18 protein-coding genes are annotated in these 21,845 nt (G+C 60.5%); 6 read left to right on the top strand and 12 right to left on the bottom strand.

Annotation, left to right across the window (positions count from 1 at the left end; translation table 11 throughout):
• Position 1: 1 nt before the first annotated feature.
• Together RYB66_RS18160 and RYB66_RS18155 are read right to left on the bottom strand one after the other, a co-directional pair.
• Positions 2-523, bottom strand: coding sequence for a hypothetical protein (locus RYB66_RS18160; RefSeq protein WP_316895052.1), 522 nt, complete (start codon positions 521-523; stop codon positions 2-4).
• Positions 477-1,298 (bottom strand): hypothetical protein, encoded by an 822-nt coding sequence (locus RYB66_RS18155; protein ID WP_316895051.1) that lies wholly within the window; start codon positions 1,296-1,298, stop codon positions 477-479. Before RYB66_RS18155 ends, RYB66_RS18160 begins: the two co-directional genes overlap by 47 nt.
• Positions 1,299-1,473: 175 nt before the next feature.
• Between RYB66_RS18155 and RYB66_RS18150 the strand changes: the two genes are divergently transcribed.
• Positions 1,474-3,402 (top strand): RecQ family ATP-dependent DNA helicase, encoded by a 1,929-nt coding sequence (locus RYB66_RS18150; RefSeq protein WP_316886568.1) that lies wholly within the window; start codon positions 1,474-1,476, stop codon positions 3,400-3,402.
• Between the two features lie 58 nt (positions 3,403-3,460).
• Here RYB66_RS18150 and RYB66_RS18145 read toward each other — a convergent pair whose 3' ends face one another.
• The 5 genes from RYB66_RS18145 to yrfG form a co-directional block, all read right to left on the bottom strand.
• Complete coding sequence (locus RYB66_RS18145; RefSeq protein ID WP_002551428.1) at positions 3,461-3,922, bottom strand: glycine zipper domain-containing protein; 462 nt, start codon at positions 3,920-3,922, stop codon at positions 3,461-3,463.
• Positions 3,923-4,131: 209 nt separating this feature from the next.
• Positions 4,132-6,468: an FdhF/YdeP family oxidoreductase gene (locus tag RYB66_RS18140; RefSeq protein ID WP_316895049.1), complete on the bottom strand. Its 2,337-nt coding sequence runs from the start codon at positions 6,466-6,468 to the stop codon at positions 4,132-4,134.
• Complete coding sequence (fdhD, locus tag RYB66_RS18135) at positions 6,465-7,301, bottom strand: formate dehydrogenase accessory sulfurtransferase FdhD (protein ID WP_002551429.1); 837 nt, start codon at positions 7,299-7,301, stop codon at positions 6,465-6,467. The genes RYB66_RS18140 and fdhD overlap by 4 nt, the downstream gene beginning before the upstream one ends.
• A 103-nt stretch (positions 7,302-7,404) precedes the next feature.
• Positions 7,405-8,286, bottom strand: coding sequence for a LysR family transcriptional regulator (locus RYB66_RS18130; RefSeq protein WP_002551430.1), 882 nt, complete (start codon positions 8,284-8,286; stop codon positions 7,405-7,407).
• A gap of 41 nt (positions 8,287-8,327) precedes the next feature.
• Positions 8,328-9,005, bottom strand: a complete 678-nt coding sequence (gene yrfG, locus RYB66_RS18125; RefSeq protein WP_002551431.1) for a GMP/IMP nucleotidase — start codon at positions 9,003-9,005, stop codon at positions 8,328-8,330.
• A gap of 96 nt (positions 9,006-9,101) precedes the next feature.
• Here yrfG and nudE point away from each other — a divergent pair, with 96 nt between their 5' ends.
• Positions 9,102-9,668 carry an ADP compounds hydrolase NudE gene (gene nudE / locus RYB66_RS18120; protein WP_005734101.1) on the top strand — a complete coding sequence of 189 codons (567 nt, stop codon included), beginning with the start codon at positions 9,102-9,104 and terminating at the stop codon, positions 9,666-9,668.
• Complete coding sequence (gene cysQ, locus RYB66_RS18115; RefSeq protein ID WP_316895048.1) at positions 9,665-10,507, top strand: 3'(2'),5'-bisphosphate nucleotidase CysQ; 843 nt, start codon at positions 9,665-9,667, stop codon at positions 10,505-10,507. The genes nudE and cysQ overlap by 4 nt, the downstream gene beginning before the upstream one ends.
• 169 nt (positions 10,508-10,676) lie before the next feature.
• On the opposite strand, the gene RYB66_RS18110 is transcribed toward cysQ, so the two are convergent.
• The 5 genes from RYB66_RS18110 to rfbB form a co-directional block, all read right to left on the bottom strand.
• Complete coding sequence (locus tag RYB66_RS18110) at positions 10,677-11,150, bottom strand: YiiD C-terminal domain-containing protein (protein ID WP_316895046.1); 474 nt, start codon at positions 11,148-11,150, stop codon at positions 10,677-10,679.
• Positions 11,137-12,522, bottom strand: coding sequence for a sigma-54-dependent transcriptional regulator (locus tag RYB66_RS18105; RefSeq protein ID WP_005734105.1), 1,386 nt, complete (start codon positions 12,520-12,522; stop codon positions 11,137-11,139). Before RYB66_RS18105 ends, RYB66_RS18110 begins: the two co-directional genes overlap by 14 nt.
• Positions 12,519-14,336, bottom strand: a complete 1,818-nt coding sequence (locus RYB66_RS18100; protein ID WP_016981496.1) for an ATP-binding protein — start codon at positions 14,334-14,336, stop codon at positions 12,519-12,521. Before RYB66_RS18100 ends, RYB66_RS18105 begins: the two co-directional genes overlap by 4 nt.
• A gap of 164 nt (positions 14,337-14,500) precedes the next feature.
• Complete coding sequence (gene rfbC / locus RYB66_RS18095) at positions 14,501-15,046, bottom strand: dTDP-4-dehydrorhamnose 3,5-epimerase (protein ID WP_016981497.1); 546 nt, start codon at positions 15,044-15,046, stop codon at positions 14,501-14,503.
• An 80-nt stretch (positions 15,047-15,126) separates the two neighbouring features.
• A complete protein-coding gene (rfbB, locus tag RYB66_RS18090; RefSeq protein WP_054098430.1) occupies positions 15,127-16,209 on the bottom strand; it encodes a dTDP-glucose 4,6-dehydratase in 1,083 nt (360 codons plus the stop codon).
• A gap of 240 nt (positions 16,210-16,449) precedes the next feature.
• Here rfbB and RYB66_RS18085 point away from each other — a divergent pair, with 240 nt between their 5' ends.
• The 3 genes from RYB66_RS18085 (at position 16,450) to aguA (ending at position 21,777) form a co-directional block, all read left to right on the top strand.
• Positions 16,450-19,362, top strand: coding sequence for an aminotransferase (locus RYB66_RS18085; RefSeq protein WP_316895042.1), 2,913 nt, complete (start codon positions 16,450-16,452; stop codon positions 19,360-19,362).
• Positions 19,363-19,786: 424 nt separating this feature from the next.
• Positions 19,787-20,665, top strand: coding sequence for an N-carbamoylputrescine amidase (gene aguB, locus RYB66_RS18080; protein WP_004654103.1), 879 nt, complete (start codon positions 19,787-19,789; stop codon positions 20,663-20,665).
• Between the two features lie 5 nt (positions 20,666-20,670).
• On the top strand, positions 20,671-21,777 hold the full coding sequence (gene aguA, locus RYB66_RS18075) for an agmatine deiminase (RefSeq protein ID WP_005746654.1): 1,107 nt from the start codon (positions 20,671-20,673) through the stop codon (positions 21,775-21,777).
• Positions 21,778-21,845: the final 68 nt, after the last annotated feature.

Here is a 21,845-nt window from a genome sequence, read left to right as displayed (position 1 = left end):
TTCACCACTTGATGGATCCAATCTTATGCGCCGCGTGCAGGTTCGGAAATAGCCAAGTTTCCCCATCGCGTGTAAGCCTTTCGCTATACCTTTCGGGTTCACGCTCGAACAGCGGGGTGAGGGGCAGGGATTCTGGCGTCAGGAAAGATTTTGCATCTGCAGGTTCGCCGACAGCAAAAATCGCAGGCAATAAAAAACCCGCCGAAGCGGGTTTGTACCAAGACCATTCCAACTCCCTGTCGGCTGCCTTCCCGGCGATGGTCGATCGTCCCTGATCCTGGCGAACTCCTTGTTCGCCAGTTGTTGGATCCAATCTTACGGCGCTGATAGCAGGTGAAAAATAGCCAACCTTCCCTATTGCGTGTAAGCCTTTGGCTATACATGTGTAAGGTTTTGTATGTGGATGGCCGTGAACGTACGCATCAAAAACCGGTTTTAGCGGCGAAACAGTTGCTCCAGAGGGGTTCAATGTGTTGCTAAGGCGAGAAAGTCGCCGCCACTTCACAATAACGCTGCTCGGCATTTTTACTGTCCTCGTCGCGATTTCGGGCAGCACGTTTGGTCCACTCCCGGCATTCCTCCTTGAAGTTGACCTGCGCAGCCTTGCGACACTCGCGCCGTTCGAATGAGCGAATGGCGAAGTTTTCGCAGACGCTGTCGCCGTCGATGCTGTTGCCGTAAACCCGCCACTGCGCCCGATAGCGGTTTCTGCCGTCCCATTCACGGATGGAGGCCGTCGCAACGCTGTAGGGCCGGGCCGAGCGAGCAGGGTTGCGAGCAGCGTTGGCTTTGAAGTCAGCCATGTAGTCTGCGGACACCATGCCTTTCGCCGGTTCTGCCTGAGCGGGTCGAGGAACCTGGCCAAAGCGACAGTTCAATACGCTCTCATCGATGACATTGCCGCTTTTCATGCAGTTATCCAGCGGCTGCACGGCGGCTGGCTGTTCCCGGGTTGCGGCGACAGGTAACAGGTCAGGCGCATGGATCGACGGCGCGGGTGCGGGGCTTGCCACCATTGTCGGTTCGCTGTCGATCACGGTGGTCTCTGGTTCAGGTGCAGGTCGCTCGACAGGTGGTGCCAGTGCCAACTTCGGGCTTCGCCCATGAGACACGACCAGCCCGGCCAGGCAACCCGCAACGATAAGGCCTGCCAACCATAGCCAGTAGGGCCGCAACTTGCCCGGTCGAGCGCTAAGTTTACGGCTTGGATGCGCGCCCAGAACGACATCGACCTGGCCCGGCACAAGGCGCTGAATGCGGATGATCCCGTCGTCTTCGGGTTGCTGTGTGGAATCCATTCCTGCTCCAGATCAAGCGGTATGAAGGTGAGCGCCGCGCCTGCTGACGCAGTAGGCATGAAATCTCAACGTTATCGGCCACGCGCCGTGTTTCTGTAACGCTTTGGTGGTGTATGCATTTGGCCTGTCGCGCTAAGGTTGGGACCGTTTTGTTTGACTGATGGATGAACCGCGAATGCACCAGCGTCTTGAGCAGGTTTTTGGTTACACGCAGTTCCGGCCAGGCCAGGAGGCAGCGATCAGCGCCGTGCTGGCCGGACGCTCGGCTGCGGCAATTTTCCCGACGGGCTCAGGCAAGTCGCTATGTTACCAATTGCCTGCGCTACTGCTGCCCAATCTGACGCTGGTGGTTTCGCCGTTGCTGGCGCTGATCCAGGATCAGCTTGCCTTTTTGCACCGCCACGGCATTGCCGCAGCAAGCATTGATTCGGCGCAAAGCCGCGATGATGTCGCCGACGTCATGGCTCGCGCGCGTTCCGGAGAGCTGAAGATCCTGATGATCTCGGTCGAGCGCCTGAAGAACGAACGTTTCCGCAACTTCATCGCCCAGGTGCCGATTTCATTGCTGGTGGTCGACGAGGCGCACTGTATTTCGGAGTGGGGGCATAACTTCCGGCCTGATTATCTGAAGCTGCCGGACTACCAGCGCGAATTCAACATCCCTCAGGCACTGCTGCTGACGGCGACCGCGACACCGCAGGTCATTACTGACATGCAGGACAAATTCGCCATTACCCCGGAGGATGTCATCACCACCGGCTTCTACCGCGCCAACCTGCACCTGTGGGTCAAGCCGGTCAGCGGGCGTGACAAAAGGCGGCTGCTGGTCGAGTGGCTCAATGAGCGGCGCGGGCAACCGACAATCGTATACGTGACGCTGCAAAAGACCGCCGAGCATGTCGCGGTGCACCTTGAACAGAATGGTCTGCCTGCCAGTGCTTACCATGCCGGGCTGCCTAATGATCAGCGCGAGTCGATTCAGAAGCGTTTCATGGGCGGCAGCCTGAACTGCATCGTGGCGACCATTGCGTTCGGAATGGGTATCGACAAAAGCGACATCCGTAATGTGGTGCATTTCGACCTGCCCAAATCCATCGAGAACTACAGCCAGGAAATCGGCCGGGCAGGGCGCGATGGTGGTGCCTCGGATTGTCTGGTGCTGGCCAACCGCGACAGCCTCAATGTGCTGGAAAATTTTGTGTATGGCGACACGCCGGAGCGCGAGGGGATTGCCCGTGTGCTGGAGGATTTGCTCGATGCACGCCATGACGGGCAGTGGGAGTTTCTGCTCGGGCCGCTGGCTGATCTCAGCAATATCCGTCAGCTACCGTTGAAGACCCTGCTGGTGCAGCTGGAACTGCGCGGAATCATCGCACCGCGTTACGCTTACTTCGCCGAGTACCGCTTCAAGTTTCTGCTTCAACCGCACGACCTGATGGCGCGTTTCGAGGGTGAGCGGCGCGAATTCGTTCAGGCGTTGATCGATACGTCCAGCCGGGCGCGTACCTGGGCCACGGTCAACTTCGACGCGATGTACCAGCAATACGGTGCCGAGCGTGGGCGGGTGGTCAAGGCGCTGGATTACCTTCAGGAAAAGGGCTGGATCGAGCTGGAAAGTAAGCAGATGACCGAGGTCTACAGCGTGTTGCGCAGTAACTTTGACCCGCAGGCGCTGAGCGTCGAGCTGCACGATTATTTCGCCCACCACGAGGCCACTGAAGTTGCGCGCATTCATGCAATGCTTGAGGTGTTCTCCAGTGATCAGTGCCTGACTCATCGGTTGGCACGCTACTTCGGCGATTACAACGCGCCCGAGCAATGCGGCCATTGCTCGGTCTGCCACGGCCAGATCGCCCATCTTCCACAGCCACCTGCGCTGGAACCTCTGGATAACCGGGACTTTCAGCAGGTGTGCGGTGATTTTATCCACAAGCACCAGGACTTCACTGGTCAGCCGCCCAGCGCCGAATGCCTGACGCGCTTTCTGTGCGGCATCAGCGTGCCTTTGTTCACCAAACTCAAGGCTCGCGCCACCAGCGGTTTTGCCTTGCTGGAGGATTATCCGTATGCGCAGGTGAGGGCATGGGTGCAGGCGATGCTTTAAAACAAAACCGGCCGCTCAAGAGCGGCCGGTTTTGATTCATCAGTAAATAACGGCTGTATCAGTCGCGATGACGACGATGGCCGTGGTGCTTCGGACGACGGTCATGATCGCGATAGTAGCGGCGATCATCACGGCCACCGCGATAACGACGATCATCGCTGCGGCTTTCGTTGCCCATGTAGTTGCCGAGTGCGGCACCACCGCCGCCGCCTACCGCCGAGCCGATCAGGCTGCCGGTGCTGCCGCCAACGCTGCGGCCTACAACGTTACCGCCTGCTGCGCCCAGACCGCCGCCAATGGCTGCTTCTGTACGGTTGCGACGGTCTGCACCGACCGCACCGCCGGCTGCGCCACCCAGGCCAGCGCCAATCGCTGAACCGGTGCTGCCGCCGAGCTGTTGACCGACGACCGAGCCGAGTACCCCACCCAATGCTCCGCCTGCGCCTGATTCGAGGTTGCCTGCAGAGGCTGCACCGCTGATCAAGGCAAGAGACAACAACAGTATCGAGGAATACTTCATGTATGGAATCTCATAGGGATGACGGCGCGATCTTGGTGTCAAGTGAAGAATGTAGCAATGCAATTCCGACGAGTAACACGATTGCCACACAAACTGCTAAGTTATTGTTTTGGCTAAGGAACTTAAGTCGGAAAAGAGAGTCTGAGGTTACTTGTGAAAGGCCCGTTTCCAGCGAAACGGGCCTTTTTTGTGGGCGTCTTTTATGAACGTCAGATGATGCGGGCCGACTCTGCCGATCGCTCGAGACGAATGGCCACGAACTTCGACGTCGGCGTGCTGCTGCCATCGCCAACGCTTTCCAGCGGTACCAGCGGGTTGACCTCTGGGTAGTAGGCCGCAGCCTGACCGGCCGGAATGTCGAACGCCAGCAGGGTGAAGCCTTTGACGCGGCGCTCGCGGTTGTCGCTCCAGATTGAGATCACGTCAGCTTTCTGACCCGGCTGAAAGCCCAGACGAATGATGTCGGCTTCGTTGACGAACAGCACATCACGCTGGCCTTTGACACCGCGATAACGGTCGTCCAGGCCATAGATAGTGGTGTTGTACTGATCGTGCGAGCGCATCGATTGCATGATCAGGTCGGGAATCTGCCCGGTCGAGCTGATGTCTTCATGGATCAGGCTCAGCGGCAACGCGTTGGATTTGAAGTTGGCGCGCGTCGAGGCTGTGTTCCAGCGGCGGGCACCGGCGGCGTTGCCCAGGTAGAAACCACCGGGGTGTTTAACGCGCTCGTTGAAGTCCTTGAAACCGGGGATGGTGTCGGCGATCAGGTCGCGAATGCGGTCGTAGTCTTCGACCAGCCACAACCAGTCCACAGGTGCCTTGCCCAGTGTTGCGTTGGCGATACCGGCGATGATCGCAGGCTCGGAACGCATCTGCTTCGACGACGGCTTCAACTGTCCGTTGGACGCGTGGACCATGCTGAACGAATCTTCCACGGTCACGGCTTGTGGGCCGTTGGCCTGGATGTCGATGTCGGTACGGCCGAAGCACGGCAGGATCAGCGCGTCCTTGCCGTGGAACAGGTGGCTGCGGTTCAGTTTGGTGCTGATCTGCACGGTCAGGTCGCAGTTGCTGAGGGCTTCTGCAGTGCGATGGCTGTCCGGTGTTGCCTGGGCGAAGTTGCCGCCCAGCGCGATGAACACCTTGGCGCGACCTTCGGCCATGGCGTGAATGGCTTCGACCACGTTGTGGCCATTTTCGCGGGGCACTTTGAACTGGAAGCGTTTTTCCAGAGCATCGAGCAGGAACACCGGTGGGCGCTCGTTGATGCCCATGGTGCGGTCACCCTGCACGTTACTGTGACCGCGCACCGGGCACAGGCCTGCGCCTGGACGGCCAATGTTGCCGCGCAGCAGCATCAGGTTGGCGATTTCCTGAATGGTCGCAACCGAATGGCGGTGCTGGGTGATACCCATTGCCCAGCACATGATGACGTTCTTGCCCTTGGCGTACATGCGTGCCGACTGTTCGATGTCAGTCAGCGGCAGGCCGGACTGCTCGACAATCTCGTCCCAGGACGTGTCATCGATGGCGGCCAGGTATTCAAGCACGCCTTCGGTGTGTTCGTTGAGGAACGCGTGATCAAAGACCGACGGCTCATTCGCCAGCTGCGCCTCGCGCTCCCATTGCAGCAGGAACTTGGCCATGCCGCGCAACAGCGCCATGTCGCCACCCAGGGCAGGGCGGAAGTAAGCGGTGTTGGTCGGGCGGTCGCCGTTGGTGAGCATTTCGACCGGGTGTTGCGGATGCTGGAAACGCTCCAGACCACGCTCTTTCAACGGGTTGACGCACACCACCTGCGCGCCGCGTTGTACCGCTTCACGCAGGGGTTCCAGCATGCGCGGGTGGTTGGTGCCGGGGTTCTGGCCGAGGACGAAGATGGCGTCGGCGTGTTCGAAGTCTTCGAACGTCACGGTGCCCTTGCCCACGCCGACGCTTTGCGACAGCGCTACACCACTGGCTTCGTGGCACATGTTCGAGCAGTCCGGGAAGTTGTTGGTGCCATAGGCGCGCACGAACAACTGATACAGGTACGCCGCTTCGTTGCTGGCGCGACCCGAGGTGTAGAACTCGGCCATGTTCGGGCTGGGCAGGTTCTTCAGGTGCTTGGCGATCAGCGCGAATGCGTTGTCCCAGCTGATTGGCTTGTAACGGTCGGTTTCGGCATCGTAGGCCAGAGGCTCGGTCAGGCGGCCCTGATACTCAAGCCAGTAGTCGCTCTGCTCCAGCAATGCACTGACGCTGTAGCGGGCGAAGAAGGCCGGATCGACACGGCGTTTGGTGGCTTCCCAGTTGACCGCCTTGGCGCCGTTCTCGCAGAACTTGACCATGCCGCTTTCCGGCGAATCGCCCCACGCGCAGCCAGGGCAGTCGAAGCCGCCATTCTGGTTGGTCTTGAGCATCATGCGCAGGTTCTTCAGCGCGTTGTCACTGCCCAGCCAGTGTTGCGTCACGCTGATCAGTGCGCCCCAGCCGCCTGCCGCACCTTTGTATGGCTTGTAGCGGGGGATAGGTGTCTTGTCGGCTTGATGATGAGTGCTCACGCTTGAATCTCCATCGCAGGGCTATAGACCCGCGGCGCACTGTGCTGCGGCAGGTGAATTAAATTGAGGTTGTGGCGGCGGGCCCATTGCAGGGCCAGGCCGGTGGGCGACGACAGGCTGACCAGGGTCTGGATGCCTGCGCGCAATACTTTCTGAATCAGTTCCAGGCTGCAGCGGCTGGTCACGATGGCGACGCCGCCTGCCAAGGGGATGTCCTGACGGATCAATGCGCCGATCAGCTTGTCCAGCGCGTTGTGGCGGCCAATGTCTTCACGTCCCAGCAACAACTGGCCGTTACCGTCCATGAACACCGCAGCATGCACAGCGCCACAATGGCGGCCAAGCGGCTGGAACTCACCGATGCGCTGACGCAAGCCTTCCAGCCACTCAATCGGCGGCAAGGGTGCGCCGGGCAACACGTTCAGTTCTGGCAGAGCCTGCTCTACCGCTTCAACGCCACAGAGCCCGCAACCGCTGGTGCCTGCCAGTTGCCGACGCTGTTGCTTGAGTTCCCAGAAGGCACGGCTGGCGATTTCGACTTCGGCCTGCATCGCCGAGCCGCAACCGCTGATTTTGAAGTCGTAGATTTCGTCGTGCGAGGCAATGATGCCGCTGCCCAGGCTGAAGCCAACGATAAAGTCTTCCAGATCGGTGGGGCTGACCAGCATGACTGCCTGGCTGATGCCGTTGTAGGCAATCGCCAGCGCCACTTCTTCGGCAAGTTCGTTACGTGCAGAGTCCGTGCCCTCGAGGTTCGAGTAGCTGTAAGACTGGCTTGCTTCGGGGGCTGGCGTAGCAAAGGACGCCGAGCTGACCTTGCGCGTAACGGGCATGGGCTGAAATACCGGCAGAATGACATCTGCAAGACTAGGCCCGTTCTGGTAAATCGTCTAATCGCTAGTGCTGATGTGCCGATAGATGACGTCGATCAACGCTCTAGCGCGGCATTTCTGCTACCAGTGCAAAGCAGGCTTCAGCCAGTGCCGAGCGCGGTGCACTGCGGCGCATGATCAACCCCAGCCGGGCCAGCGTACGGGCGTCGGCGATCGGGTGCAGGCGCAAATGCTCGGTGAGCGTTTCCAGGCCGCCATCCAGCGGCATGATCGCGCAGCAAAAACCGCCATGGACGGCCTGCAGCAACTGATGAACGGCATCGGTCTGGATCAACGGATTGGGCTGAAGGCCACGGCTGTGGAAGTTGTGATCGATCGATTGGCGAAAATGCATGCCGCTGGTCAGAGTGCCCAGCGGCAATTCGACCAGATCGGCCCAGCTCAACGGTTCGTCACCAAAGGTAAAGTGCCGACGGTCATACAGCAGCCCCATGCGCGTGTCGTCCAGGGTCAGCGAGTCGAAGCGTTCGGTGTCCAGCCGTTCCAGGTACGAAACGCCCAGATCGATACGATTGCTCGCCAGTTGTTCCAGCACCTGCTCGGAACTCAGTGACGACAGCTCGAAGCGCAGGTTGGGGTGCATCTGGTGCAGCCGGTGCAGCAATGGCAGCGGATCGAAGCTCGACAGCGGCACTACACCCAAGCGCAGTGTGCCGACCAAGTGCCCCCGGCAGGCAGCCGCTTCAGCCTGCAGGCCGTCGTAGGCTGCCAGTACCGTGCGTGCCCAGGCCAACACGCGTTCGCCTGGCGCAGTGAAGCCTTCAAAACGCTGGCCCCGATTGACCAGGGGCAAACCGAGTTCTTCTTCCAGATTGCGCAGACGCATCGACAAGGTGGGCTGGGTGATATTGCAACGCGCAGCCGCATGGCCGAAGTGCCTCGTTTCATCGAGGGCGATCAGAAACTTAAGTTGCTTGATGTCCATATTCACTCCGCTGGGCCGTCCAGACGGCCGATTCTACGCGTTCAGGCTGAAGGATGGAGCACGCCCTTGATCAGCTCCCGATAATCGTCCACCGCAGCGAACTCTTCGGTGTCTTTCGGGCCTTTCTGGCTGTTGGGCTGGCTGACGGCCAGCAAATGGGCTACACCAAAGTGGCGGGCGCTGCGCAGGATCGGCAAGGTGTCGTCGATAAACAGGCTGCGTGCCGGGTCAAACGCGGTGTCGGCCTTCAAGGCGTCCCAGAAATGCTGGCTCTCTTTGGGGAAGCCGTAATCGTGAGAGCTGATCAGGCGCTCGAAATAAGGCGCCAGCTCGATTCGCTCCATCTTCAGCGACAACGAATCGCGGTGCGCGTTGGTGATCATGATCACCCGTTTGCCCGCCTGCTTGATGGCGGCGAGAAAGGTCTCGGCGTCCGGGCGCAGTGCAATCATGTGCGCAATTTCGCGTTTCAGGTCGCGAACCGACAGTTTAAGCTCGGCGCTCCAGAAATCCAGGCAGTACCAATTGAGCGTGCCCGCGTTGTTTTCGAACAGCGGCTTTAACTCCAGCCAGGCCATGGCGAAACTGACGCCGTGCAGTTCGGCGTAGCGCTGCGGCAGGTGTTGCATCCAGAAGTGTTCGTCGTAATGCAGGTCGAGCAACGTGCCGTCCATATCCAGCAGGACGGTATCGATTTCGCTCCAGGGCATGGAAAGCATTAAGGCCTCGTCAGGGGTTGAGTGCGGGTAAGCATATCCGACACAGACATCGGGAAAAGCTCGGTATAGTACCTCGTTCATGTAAAGGAGCCTGTCATGCGTCAGAAACCTACCGTACTTGCCCGTGCAATTGTCGCCAGTAGTCGTCTGTTCCGCGTTGAAGAGCTGCAACTGCGCTTTGCCAATGGCGTCGAGCGGACCTACGAGCGTCTGGCCAGCCGGGGGACGGGGCCCGGCGCGGTGATGATCGTGGCCATGCTCGATGCCGACCACGCGGTATTGATCGAAGAATATTGCGGTGGTACCGATGCCTACGAGCTGTCCCTGCCCAAGGGGCTGATCGAGCCCGGCGAAGACGTGCTGGCAGCCGCCAACCGCGAACTCAAGGAAGAAGCCGGTTTTGGTGCCCGGCAACTGGAATTGTTGACTGAACTGTCGCTGTCCCCCGGTTACATGAGCCAGAAAATTCAGGTGGTCCTCGCCACTGACCTTTATGAAGAGCGGCTGGAAGGCGACGAGCCCGAGCCAATCCGGGTCGACCGGATCAACCTGCGCGAGCTGTCGAGTCTTGCGCAGAATGCTCAGTTCAGTGAAGGCAGGGCGCTTGCGGCGCTGTACCTGACCCGTGACCTGCTAACCCAGCGTGGATTGTTCCAGCCATGACCGATTCGTTACAAAACCTGCCACATCCGCTGCTCGCCCCGGTGATTGAACTGGTCCGCCTGGCGGGCGAGGTGATCCTGCCGTTCTGGCGAGCCAATGTCACCGTCACCACCAAGACCGACGACTCGCCAGTGACCGCCGCCGACCTGGCAGCCCATCAGGTTTTGGTCGAGGGTTTGCAGGCGCTTGATCCAGGCATTCATGTGCTCTCTGAAGAAGACGCCGACATCCCGTTCAGCGAGCGGGCGAAATGGGAGCGCTGGTGGCTGGTCGATCCGCTGGATGGTACCAAGGAGTTTATCTCCGGCAGTGAGGAGTTCACCGTCAACGTCGCGCTGATTGAGCACGGTCGTGTGGTGTTCGGTGTGGTGTCGATGCCCACCAACAACCGTTGTTACTTCGGCGGTGCAGGGCTGGGTGCCTGGCGCAGCGATGACATCGACCACCTCCAGCCGATTGCCGTGCGCACTCAGCCGGGCGAAGGGCAGACCTTTACCGTAGTCGCCAGCCGCCGCCATTCCAGTCCGGAGCAGGAGCATTTGCTGGCTGGCCTGTCGAGCGGGCTTGGGCATTTGCAGCTGACCAATATCGGCAGCTCATTGAAATTCTGCCTGCTGGCCGAAGGTGCTGCCGATTGCTACCCGCGACTGGCCCCGACTTCGCAATGGGACACCGCTGCGGCGCAAGGCGTGCTTGAAGGCGCTGGTGGCGAAGTGCTGCAGCTGGACGGCAAACCGTTCAGCTACCCGGCACGCGAATCGCTGCTCAACCCGTTCTTCCTGGCGTTGCCTGCCAACGCCGAATGGCGCGACAAACTGCTGGTGCTTGCGCAGTCCTGAGGCCGGCTTCAAGGCCTCTGCCCGGCGAGCGTAGAAGCGAACCGGGCGACGCTTCGCTTGCTCGCGAAAGGGCCGGTGAATCCACAGCAAATCCAGTGCTTGAAACGACGCCTTCGCGAACAAGTTCGCTCCCACAGGTCTGCGTCCAGTGCATCCACTGCGCGCAGCTTCACCGGTGCAATACAAACTGCCCGACAAAACGAACAGCCTGTTCTTCGCTGTCCTGCGCGGTAATGCTGGTGTGCAGGGTCATGCGGGCGCGGCCTCGGCGTTGGTAGGTGGTGATGAACTTGTCCCACAGCGCCAGCTCTGGCGCCTCACAGCGGGCGATGGCGTCGGTGCGTACCGGCAGTGGATAACTGATCTGCCCGTCCTGAATCACAATATGCCCATCGCTGATCCCGGCCTCGCGTAGCCGCAGGTGCAGCCAGCCCCAGCCCGCCAGCACTGCGCCGCAATACAGGCTGCCGCCGAACAGCGTGTTCTTGTGATTGACGTTGGGTGCCAGTGGCAGGTGCAGGCGCAGTGTCTGGTTGTGCCAGTCAATCACGCGCATGCCCATTTCGCGGGTCAGCGGAATGTCGTGATGCAGCACATGTTCCAGCTCGCGGGCTGCGTCATGCTCAGGCTCAATCGTTGTCATCGGAAGCTCCGCTGCTGTCGCCAAACGTCAGGCCGTGTTTACGCAGTTTGTCGTGCAGGGTTTTGCGCGGCACACCCAGCGCTTCCGCCAGGCTGCGAACCGAGCTGTGCGGGCGAGCCAGCTCGGCGGCGATCAAGGCCCGTTCGAAGCTTTCCACCTGATCACTCAAGCCGCCGCCCGGCGGTGGCGCCTGCTCTGCATCGCCGCCCTCCAGCTCCAGCTCGAGACCCAGCGCAAAGCGTTCGGCGGCGTTTTGCAGTTCCCGGACGTTGCCCGGCCAGTTATGACGCAGCAACAGCGCGCGTTGGCCGGGCTTGAGTTCGTGCTTGGGAATGCCGTGGCGCATGCTCGCAGCATCAGCGTAATGCTCGAACAGCATCAGCGCGTCTTCGCCACGTTCGCGCAACGGCGGGATACGCAGCGAGGCCACGTTCAACCGGTAATACAAGTCCGCCCGGAAGCGGCCCTGATCAGCTGCCTGACGCAGGTCCTCCTTGGTCGCCGCAATGATGCGGATATCCAGCGGGATCTGCTGATTGCTGCCCATTCGCTCGACCACGCGTTCCTGCAACAGGCGCAGCAGTTTGACCTGGACATCCAGGCTCATGCTTTCAATTTCATCGAGGAACAGCGTGCCGCCGTTGGCAAACTCGAACTTGCCGATACGTCGCTTCTGCGCGCCGGTAAAGGCACCGGGTTCATGACCGAACAACTCGCTTTCCACCACCGATTCAGCCAGCGCGCCGGCGTTGATCGCCACGAACGGGCCGCTGCGACGGTTGGACAGATCGTGCAGAGCGCGCGCCACCACTTCTTTGCCCGCACCGGTTTCGCCGAGGATCAACACATCAGCGCGAGTCCCGGCCAAGGCTCCGATCTGTTCACGCAGACGCAGGATCGACGGTGACTGACCGATCAGCCGTGTGCTCAATTGCTGGCGATCGCTCAGGGCCAGGCGCAGGCTGCGGTTATCCAGTACCAGACGGCGTAGCGCCAGAGCCCGGCGCACGCTGTCGAGCATGGCATCGCTGGCGAAGGGCTTTTCCAGAAAATCATAGGCTCCGGCGCGCATGGCTTTGACCGCCAGCGGCACATCGCCGTGACCGGTGATCAGCAGCACTGGAAGGTCGGGGTCCTGCGCGTGAAGCTGGTCGAGCAGTTCCAGGCCATCCATGCCCTGCATACGGATATCGCTGACCACCACGCCAGGCCAGTCGCGGCCGATGCGTTCGGCCAGCCCGGTTGCCTCGGACAGCGACAGAACGTTCAGTCCAGCCAGGTCCAGGGTCTGGCGAAGTGCCTGACGCAGGTGCGAGTCGTCGTCGATCAGCACCACCTGAATCTGGCTGTCGATGGCTGTGTCCGAACTCATGCGGAAAGGTCCTCTGGCGGTTGAAGATTGGCCCCGGAAGCGCCGGCACGCAGGCGCAGGGTAAGCACTGCGCCGCCGCTCGGATGGTTGGCGAACAGCAATTCGCCACCCAGCGCGCGCATCAGCGTATCGCAGATGGCCAGACCCAGGCCAAGGCCCTGGGTACGGGTCTTGGTCGTGAAGAATGGCTCGCGGGCCCGCGCCAGTGCTTCCTGAGAAAATCCGGGGCCGTTGTCACGAATGTACAGATTGACGCCCTCGGCAGTTTGCTCGGCACTTATCCACAGCCTGCGCGGCGGGCCTTTTTCGGTGAGTGCGTCCAGCGCGTTGGCGATCAGATTGCCGAGCACCTGACGCAGACGGGTTTCACCGGCCTGTACCCACAGCGTTGCGTCCGGCAGGTCTCGGATCAGCTCGACTTCCATGGCGCGCCGCCGCTTGGCCAGCAACGCCAGCGCATCGTCCAGCGCCGGTTGTAGCGCCACGCTTTCAGGGGCGTGCCGGTCTCGGCGGGCGAACGCGCGCAAGTGAGCAATGATCGAGGCCATGCGCCCGGTCAGCTCGCTGATCAGCTTGAGGTTGCCGCGTGCGTCTTCGGTGCGCTGATGATCAAGCAGCACTTCGGCGTTTTCGGCGTAACTGCGGATGGCGGCCAAGGGCTGATTCAATTCGTGGCTGATGCTCGCTGACATGGTGCCCAGCGCGGTCAGCTTGCTGGTCTGCACCAGTTCGTCCTGAGCCTGCACCAGTTCCTGCTGCGCCTGTTCGCGCTCCAGCACTTCCTGGCGCAGACGACTGTTGAGCCCTTCCAGATCGCTGGTGCGTTCTATAACGCGCATTTCCAGCTCGCGACGTGCCTTGGCCTCGAAGGCGATGCGGTCCAGATAATGGCGGCGACGCTGCATCATCAGGCCCAGCAACAACATCAGCACCAGAAGCGCTGCGCCGCCAATCGCCACCACCGTGCGTACCTGACGGTCAACAAGGGCGCGAGGCGCGAGAATGTTCACGTTCCAGCCGGTTTCTTCGATGGCCTGGGTCTGGGTCAGCCAGGCGTGCTCATCAATCCTCAGAGGCCGCGGGTCGCGGGTCGGGTAGGACTGGATCGCGACAATGGCCTTTTTCTCGTCATCGGTCAGGTCGCGGGTCGCCCGAAAGCGCCACTCCGGGTTGGAGGTCAGGATTACCACGCCGTTCTGATCGGTCAGCAGCAGTTGCTCGGGCGTCTTGCCCCACAGTGTTTCGGTGTGGTCCAGGTCGACTTTGATCACCAGCACGCCGATCACCCGATCACCGTCGCGCACCGGGCCTGCGAAGAAGTAGCCACGCTTGGCCGACGTGGTGCCAAGGCCGAAGAAACGCCCGGTTCTGCCTGCCAGCGCATCGATGAAATAGGGTCTGAAGGAAAAGTTTCGGCCGATGAAGCTGTCCTTCTGCTCCGAGTTCGAAGCGGCCAGGGTCAGGCCGTTGGCGTCCATCAGGTACATGACGTCGGCACCGGTCTGGTGCGTTATCTCGCTGAGCAAAAGATTGGCGTTTTTCAGGGTGGTGACGTCGCTCGGTGCGGCCAGTGCGCCGCGCAAGGCGGGCAGGTCGCCGAGAATCTGCGGCAGGGTTTCATAACGGTGCAGGGTGCCGAGCAGATTGGCGACGTACAGGTCCAGGGTCTGGCGGTTCTGGTTGGCCAGCACGCTGCGGTAATAACGTTCGGCCAGATGCTCCAGCGGCCACAGCAGCGGCGCCAGGCACAGTGCCAGAAGGGCAAGGCTGCGCCAGCGAGGGCGGGGCGGCAGAGCAGCAGAAGTCATGGTCATCGATTGGCCGTCGCCGAAGGGTTGGCGATGCCTGCCAGCGACAAGGCCGGTACAGGCAACAGAAACACCCGGTCGATCCTGACGTGGGCATCAGGCGCGTATTATGCCCGCCGCCGACTCGTCAGGCACCCGGACATTGCGCCGGGTGGCCTGTGGTCATGTGTTCAGGGAAACAGATCGGCTTCTTTCAGACACTTGCCTTGCTGATCCTTGGCCGACAGGCTGGGCTGGCCGTCGAACTGCCAGTCGATGGCCAGATCCGCATCGTTCCAGGCGATGCAACGCTCAGCTGACGGCGTGTAGTAGTCGGTGGTCTTGTAGAGAAACTCGGCATGCTCGCTGAGTACTACGAAGCCATGCGCAAAACCTTCCGGCACCCACAGCTGACGGGCGTTCTCGGCAGACAGCTCGACGCCGACCCACTGACCGAAGTTCGGCGAACTGCGGCGAATGTCTACGGCCACATCCAGCACCTTGCCAACGGTGACGCGCACCAGTTTGCCCTGGGCGTTTTCGATCTGGTAATGCAGGCCGCGCAGCACGCCTTGCTGCGAACGCGAGTGGTTGTCCTGCACGAACTCACGGGTCAGGCCAGTAGCAGCCTGAAAAGCCCTGGCGTTGAAGCTTTCATAGAAGAAGCCTCGTTCATCACCGAATACCTTGGGTTCCAGAATCAGGACTTCCGGCAATTTTGTCGCTACTACGTTCACGTGGCTTCCCCTGCAATCTTCAATAAATGGTGGCAGCTCGACAGTCTGCACTCACGCGCGTCTGCCGAAAAGTAGGGTGATCAGGCAATCAGGTCCTTTGGGTCGGTGAAACCCAGTCGTTCGCCCTGATAACTGCCGTCCTGAACCCTGCGGCACCAGTCCAGGTTGTCCAGATACCACTGCACCGTCTTGCGCAGCCCGGACTCGAAGGTCTCTTCGGGCGTCCAGCCCAGGTCGTTGTCGATTTTGCTGGCATCGATGGCATAGCGCTGGTCGTGGCCCGGGCGGTCAACCACGTAGGTGATCAGGTCGCTGTATTGCGCGACGCCCGTCGGGTGCTGCGGGGCCAGCTCATCGAGCAGCGCACAGATACCGCGAACGACGTCGATGTTTTTCTGCTCGTTATGACCGCCGATGTTGTAGGTCTCGCCGACTTTGCCTTCGGTCACGACCTTGAGCAGTGCTCGTGCGTGATCCTCGACATACAGCCAGTCGCGCACTTGCAGGCCATTGCCGTACACCGGCAGCGGCTTGCCCGCCAGGGCGTTGAGAATCACCAGCGGGATGAGCTTTTCGGGAAAGTGGAACGGCCCGTAGTTGTTGGAACAGTTGGTTACCACGACAGGCAGGCCGTAGGTGCGATGCCAGGCGCGCACCAGATGATCCGACGCCGCCTTGCTCGCCGAGTAGGGCGAGCTGGGCGCATACGGCGTGGTTTCGGTAAACAGATCATCGACGCCGTGCAGGTCGCCATACACCTCATCGGTAGAGATATGGTGAAAACGGAACGCCTGACGTTCAGCTTCCGGCAGTTTCAGCCAGTAAGCGCGCGTGGCTTCCAGCAGGCTATAGGTACCGACGATGTTGGTCTGAATGAACTCGGCCGGGCCATCAATGGAACGGTCGACGTGGGACTCGGCCGCCAGGTGCATGATCGCCTGTGGTGCAAACCGTTCCAGCACCGCGCTGACGCTGGCCTGATCGCAGATATCGGCCTGAACGAACTCATAGCGCGTGTCGGTCGCAATTGACTGCAGCGATTCAAGATTGCCCGCGTAGGTCAGTTTGTCGAAGTTCAGCACTTCGTGTTCGGTGTTGTTTATCAGGTGGCGGATCAGTGCAGAACCAATGAAACCTGCGCCCCCGGTAACGAGTATTCGCATTAACTGACCTTCTTGTGTGTTTTGACGTAATAGCAGCATAGCGCTTGAGCGCATATGGCGAGATAAGGCCATTAAACCCGAGCAGGCGGTTGAATAAAACTCTGGCGGGCTTCCAACACTGAAGTACTCGTGCTGATGGGGAGTGCAGAGCAATCCCCCGTCAATGCCCTTATAGTTGCGCGACTGCCCATGACGCCTTGCTCGTCGAGCCCGGGCCTTCCAACAAGATCGAGGTTCTCCATGCCGCTTGCCACGCTCATCCGCCGGTCCAGTCTGCCTTGTCCCGAGGTGAGCGTGGATCAGGCGCTGCAATTGCTCGCGCAGCATTACGGCTTGAGCGGCACGCTGAAAACGCTGGGCAGCCAGCAGGATCGCAACTTTCTGCTTGAAACCGACACGCGGCGTTATGTGCTGAAAATCTGCCACGGGGCCTATTCGACCACTGAACTGAACGCCCAGCACGCGGCGCTGCAACACCTGAGCAGCCACAGTGCCGTTGGCGTGCCCGGCGTGGTTGGCGCCAATGACGGCGAGCAATTGTTATCCATCAGGATCGACGGGCAGGCGGTTCACGTGCGCTTGCTTGAATTCATTGATGGGCAGTCATTGGGGCACGCCGGGCATCTGGGCCATGAGGTGGTGGTCGGGTTGGGCGAGCTGTGTGCGAGGGTAGACATGGCACTGGCAGGTTTCGAGCATCCGGGCCTGGAGCGCATTCTGCAATGGGACCCGCGCCACGCTCATGCGCTGATCAAGCACCTGCTGCCGGTGATCAAGGACGCCGACGCTCGCGCCTGTGTCATCGAGGCCGGTGAACAGGCTCATCGTCGTTTGTTGCCATTGATAGCAGCGCTGCCGATACAGGCGGTGCATCTGGACATCACCGAGCACAACGTGGTCTGGCTGCGTGATGCACAGCGCCAATGGCAATTGCAGGGGTTGATCGACTTCGGCGATCTGGTCAGCACCTGGCGAGTGGCCGACCTGTCGGTGACCTGCGCGGCGCTGCTGCACCATGCCGACGGCGACCCGCTGTACATCCTGCCAGCCATTCGCGCCTACCACGCCCTCAATCCGCTGAAGACCGAAGAATTGCAGGCGCTCTGGCCGCTGATTGTCGCTCGATCCGCAGTGCTGGTGCTCAGCAGCGAACAGCAGGCCAGCATCGAGCCGGACAACGCGTACATCCAGGCCAACCTTGCCGGGGAATGGAACATCTTCGACGTCGCCACTTCGGTGCCGATGGCGCTGATGGAAGCGGCGATTCTGCAGGCCGTGGGTGTGGAGTTTCCGCCTGCCGGACAGCCCGCTTACCAGCCTATGCTGCCCGCTCTGCAGGGGCTCAAGCCGACAGTGGTGGATCTGGGTGTGCTCAGTGAGCACTTTGTAGCAGGCAACTGGGAGCAAAGTGGCATTGATGAATACCTGCTCTCCCAGGCTGCGGGTGACGATGGCCTGGCAGCCAGCCGCTTTGGGGAATACCGTCTGTCGCGCACCTTGCCTGACAGCGCTAAGGAGCCCGAAACCTTCGCCCTGCACGTTGAACTGCATGTGCCCGCCGAAACGGCGCTGCATGCGCCGTTCAACGGCACTCTGCGGTTGACCGCGGATGCGGCATTGCTGCTGGTCGGGGAAGGCATAAGTCTGAAGCTGTGGGGCGTGCTGCCGGATGCTTCACTGGCTGATCAAGTATCAGCAGGCGCGTTGATCGGGCAGGGCGGTGGTTCGCTGTTGCTGCAACTGTGCACCATGGCAGACCTCAGCCCGCCGCTGTTCACCACACCTGCCTGGGCGGCAGCCTGGCGCACAGTGTGCCCGTCGCCATCGGCCTTGCTCGGTTTTGATTGTGACGCGCCAGCGCCCGCAGACGCGGCGCAATTGCTGGCGCGGCGTGATGCCAGCTTCGCCCGCTCGCAAAAACACTACTATCAGGCTCCGCCGCAGATCGAGCGTGGCTGGCGCAATCACCTGATCGACATGCAGGGCCGTTCCTATCTGGACATGCTCAATAACGTCGCGGTCCTCGGCCACGGCCACCCGCGCATGGCCCATGAAGCGGCTCGTCAGTGGTCGCTGCTCAACACCAACTCGCGCTTTCATTACGCGGCGATTGCCGAGTTCTCTGAGCGTTTGCTCGAGCTGGCACCCAAGGGCATGGACCGCGTGTTTCTGGTCAACAGCGGCACCGAGGCCAACGACCTGGCAATCAGGCTGGCCTGGGCCTACAGCGGCGGCCGCGACATGCTGAGTGTGCTGGAGGCGTATCACGGCTGGTCGGTGGCGACCGACGCCATTTCCACCTCGATTGCCGACAACCCGCAGGCACTCAGCACCCGCCCGGACTGGGTGCATCCGGTCACCGCACCCAATACCTATCGCGGGCCGTTTCGTGGCGCTGACAGTGCGCTGGAGTATGTGCGCAGTATCGATAAGGTACTCGTCACGCTGGCAGAGCAGCAACGGCAGGTGGCGGGCTTCATCTGCGAGCCGGTGTATGGCAATGCAGGCGGGATTTCCTTGCCTGCCGGCTATCTGCAACAGGTGTATCAGAAGATTCGCGCTGCGGGTGGTGTATGCATTGCCGATGAGGTGCAGGTGGGTTATGGCCGTCTGGGTCATTACTTTTGGGGCTTCGAAGAGCAGGGCGTGGTGCCGGATATCATCAGCATGGCCAAGGGCATGGGCAACGGCCATCCGTTGGGCGCGGTCATCACCCGTCGTGAGATCGCCGAGGCGCTGGAGGCCGAGGGCTATTTCTTCTCCTCATCCGGTGGCAGCCCGGTCAGTTGCCGGATCGGCATGGCAGTGCTGGACGTCATGGAGGAGGAAAGGCTCTGGGACAATGCCAGACTCGTGGGCGATCACTTCAAGGCGCGGCTGCAGGCCCTGGCCGACAAACATCCGCTGGTAGGCGCGGTGCATGGCATGGGTTTTTATCTGGGCATGGAGTTGGTCCGCGACCGCCAGACCCTGGAACCTGCCACAGAAGAAACCGCGCAGCTTTGCGAGCGCCTGCGTGAACTGGGCATCTTCATGCAGCCGACCGGCGACTACCTGAACATCCTGAAAATCAAACCTCCGATGTGCACCACCCGCCAAAGCGTGGACTTTTTCGTCGACAACGTATCGAAGGTGCTCCACGAACTGGAATAGAGGACGCAGAGCGTCCAGAACGGCATACCCACGCGGAGCATGGGTACGATAGGTGGCGCCTGGGCACCCATCGTTCCGCACGCACCAGCGGTGGAATGGCCACGATAGGTGGTGCCCGGGCACCCATCGTTCCGCATGTACCAGCGAGGGAATGGGTACGATAGGTGGTGCCCGGGGGCCCATCGTTCCGCACGCTCCAGCGTGGGAATGCCGTTCGTGACGCTCCGCGTCACACCCAGCTTGGGGAATGGGCACTGTGATGGATTTTAAGTCGATTAATATCGGCAAAAATAACAAAATATGATGAACGTAACAAAATTTTAGCTTTTAATGCCGATTTATATCCGTTATAAAGGCATTCATAATCTTCATCGCCTGTCTGCTATGGTGATAAGTCCTTGCATCCGCCCCTGGAGATATTTTCATGAGCCGTATCGTTTCTGTCGCTGCTACCCAGATGGCCTGTTCCTGGGATCTGGAAGCCAACATCGAGACCGCTGAAAAGCTGGTGCGTGAAGCTGCCGCCAAGGGCGCACAGATCATCCTGATTCAGGAACTGTTTGAAACCCCGTACTTCTGCCAGAAGCCGAACCCGGACTATCTGCAGTTGGCGACTACTATCGAATCCAACGTCGCAATCAAGCATTTCCAGAAGCTCGCCAAAGAGCTGCAAGTTGTACTGCCGATCAGCTTCTTCGAGCTGGCCGGCCGTGCACGTTTCAATACCATTGCGATCATCGACGCAGACGGCACCAACCTGGGCATCTACCGCAAGAGCCACATCCCGGACGGCCCCGGCTACCACGAAAAGTACTACTTCAACCCGGGCGACACCGGCTTCAAGGTCTGGCAGACCCGCTACGCGAAAATCGGCGTTGGCATCTGCTGGGACCAGTGGTTCCCGGAGTGCGCACGCAGCATGGCGTTGCAGGGCGCAGAAATTCTGTTCTACCCGACAGCCATCGGCAGCGAGCCACACGACAAAACCATCAGCTCGCGCGATCACTGGCAGCGCGTGCAGCAAGGCCATGCCGGCGCGAACCTGATGCCGCTGATCGCCAGCAACCGTATCGGCAACGAAGAGCAGGATGGCTACGACATCACCTTCTACGGCTCGTCGTTCATTGCCAACCAGTTTGGTGAGAAAGTCGCCGAGCTCAACGAAACCGAAGAAGGCGTGCTGGTCCATAGCTTCGACCTGGACGAGCTGGAGCACATCCGTAGCGCGTGGGGTACGTTCCGTGATCGCCGCCCTAACCTGTACGGCGCGGTGAAGACCCTCGACGGTTCGCTGGAGTCCTGATCGCCATGACCACGCTCAATAGCACGCCACGCGCCGACGGTTTCCACATGCCGGCCGAATGGGCACCGCAAACCCAGGTCTGGATGGTCTGGCCCGAGCGCCCGGACAACTGGCGCCTGGGCGGCAAGCCCGCCCAGGCCGCCCACGTTGCGATCGCCAAGGCCATCGCCCGCTTTGAGCCGGTTACCGTGGCCGTGTCTGCCGCGCAGTACGACAACGCTCGTGCGCGGTTGGACATGCCGAACATCCGGGTTGTGGAAATGAGCAGCAACGACGCCTGGGTGCGCGATAGCGGCCCGACGTTCGTCATCAACGAGCGTGGCGAAGTGCGCGGTGTGAACTGGGAATTCAATGCCTGGGGTGGCTTCGACGGCGGGTTGTATGCGCCGTGGAACCTGGACTCTCAGCTGGGCAGCAAGGTACTGGAAATCGAGCGCTGCCCGCGTTACGTCACCGAAGGCTTCGTGCTGGAAGGCGGCTCGATTCACGTCGACGGCGAAGGCACGCTGATTACCACCGAAGAGTGCCTGCTCAATCGCAACCGCAACCCGCACCTGACCCGCGAACAGATCGAAGCAATCCTCGGTGATTATCTGGCTGTGGATAAAGTTGTCTGGCTGCCAGATGGTCTGTTCAACGATGAAACCGATGGGCATGTGGATAACTTCTGTTGCTACATTCGTCCGGGTGAGGTGTTACTGGCCTGGACCGATGATCCCGAAGACCCCAACTATTCACGTTGCCATGCGGCGCTGGGTATTTTGGAAAACACACTGGATGCAAAGGGGCGCGCGTTTATCGTTCATAAAATGCCGATTCCCGGACCATTGTTCGCCACAGAAGAAGAATGTGCAGGCGTCGATCAGGTGCACGGCAGTCAGGAACGCAACCCTTCAGTGCGTTTGGCCGGGTCCTATGTGAACTTCCTGATCGTCAATGGCGGCATCATTGCGCCGAGTTTCGACGATCCGATGGACGAAAAGGCCCGTGAGCTCCTGCAAACACTGTTTCCAGAGCACGAAGTGGTGATGGCACCTGGCCGCGAATTACTGCTCGGTGGCGGCAATATTCACTGCCTGACGCAGCAGCAACCGGCCCCTCACAAGGCCTAGTTAGAAATAACTAGTAACATCCGATAAGGGGCAACTGGTCCCGTTCTTGCTGTATCAAGCCCATCACC

Source organism: Pseudomonas syringae group sp. 243L2 (assembly GCF_032587875.1).
GTDB classification, from domain to species: Bacteria; Pseudomonadota; Gammaproteobacteria; order Pseudomonadales; family Pseudomonadaceae; genus Aquipseudomonas; species Aquipseudomonas amygdali.
Note: the sequence above shows the minus strand (reverse complement) of the source record. Positions and strands in the feature narration are given on the sequence as shown.

Bases quoted from the DNA above. Each gene is read 5' to 3' on its own strand.
- RYB66_RS18130 (WP_002551430.1), bottom strand. From the start codon at position 8,286: ATGGACATCAAGCAACTTAAGTTTCTGATCGCCCTCGATGAAACGAGG.
- aguB (WP_004654103.1), top strand. From the start codon at position 19,787: ATGAGCCGTATCGTTTCTGTCGCTGCTACCCAGATGGCCTGTTCCTGG.
- RYB66_RS18145 (WP_002551428.1), bottom strand. From the start codon at position 3,922: ATGAAGTATTCCTCGATACTGTTGTTGTCTCTTGCCTTGATCAGCGGT.
- rfbB (WP_054098430.1), bottom strand. From the start codon at position 16,209: ATGCGAATACTCGTTACCGGGGGCGCAGGTTTCATTGGTTCTGCACTG.
- cysQ (WP_316895048.1), top strand. From the start codon at position 9,665: ATGACCGATTCGTTACAAAACCTGCCACATCCGCTGCTCGCCCCGGTG.
- aguA (WP_005746654.1), top strand. From the start codon at position 20,671: ATGACCACGCTCAATAGCACGCCACGCGCCGACGGTTTCCACATGCCG.
- RYB66_RS18105 (WP_005734105.1), bottom strand. From the start codon at position 12,522: ATGAGTTCGGACACAGCCATCGACAGCCAGATTCAGGTGGTGCTGATC.
- RYB66_RS18160 (WP_316895052.1), bottom strand. From the start codon at position 523: ATGCCGAGCAGCGTTATTGTGAAGTGGCGGCGACTTTCTCGCCTTAGC.
- RYB66_RS18155 (WP_316895051.1), bottom strand. From the start codon at position 1,298: ATGGATTCCACACAGCAACCCGAAGACGACGGGATCATCCGCATTCAG.
- RYB66_RS18100 (WP_016981496.1), bottom strand. From the start codon at position 14,336: ATGACCATGACTTCTGCTGCTCTGCCGCCCCGCCCTCGCTGGCGCAGC.
- fdhD (WP_002551429.1), bottom strand. From the start codon at position 7,301: ATGCCCGTTACGCGCAAGGTCAGCTCGGCGTCCTTTGCTACGCCAGCC.
- yrfG (WP_002551431.1), bottom strand. From the start codon at position 9,005: ATGCTTTCCATGCCCTGGAGCGAAATCGATACCGTCCTGCTGGATATG.
- RYB66_RS18110 (WP_316895046.1), bottom strand. From the start codon at position 11,150: ATGACAACGATTGAGCCTGAGCATGACGCAGCCCGCGAGCTGGAACAT.
- RYB66_RS18150 (WP_316886568.1), top strand. From the start codon at position 1,474: ATGCACCAGCGTCTTGAGCAGGTTTTTGGTTACACGCAGTTCCGGCCA.
- nudE (WP_005734101.1), top strand. From the start codon at position 9,102: ATGCGTCAGAAACCTACCGTACTTGCCCGTGCAATTGTCGCCAGTAGT.
- RYB66_RS18085 (WP_316895042.1), top strand. From the start codon at position 16,450: ATGCCGCTTGCCACGCTCATCCGCCGGTCCAGTCTGCCTTGTCCCGAG.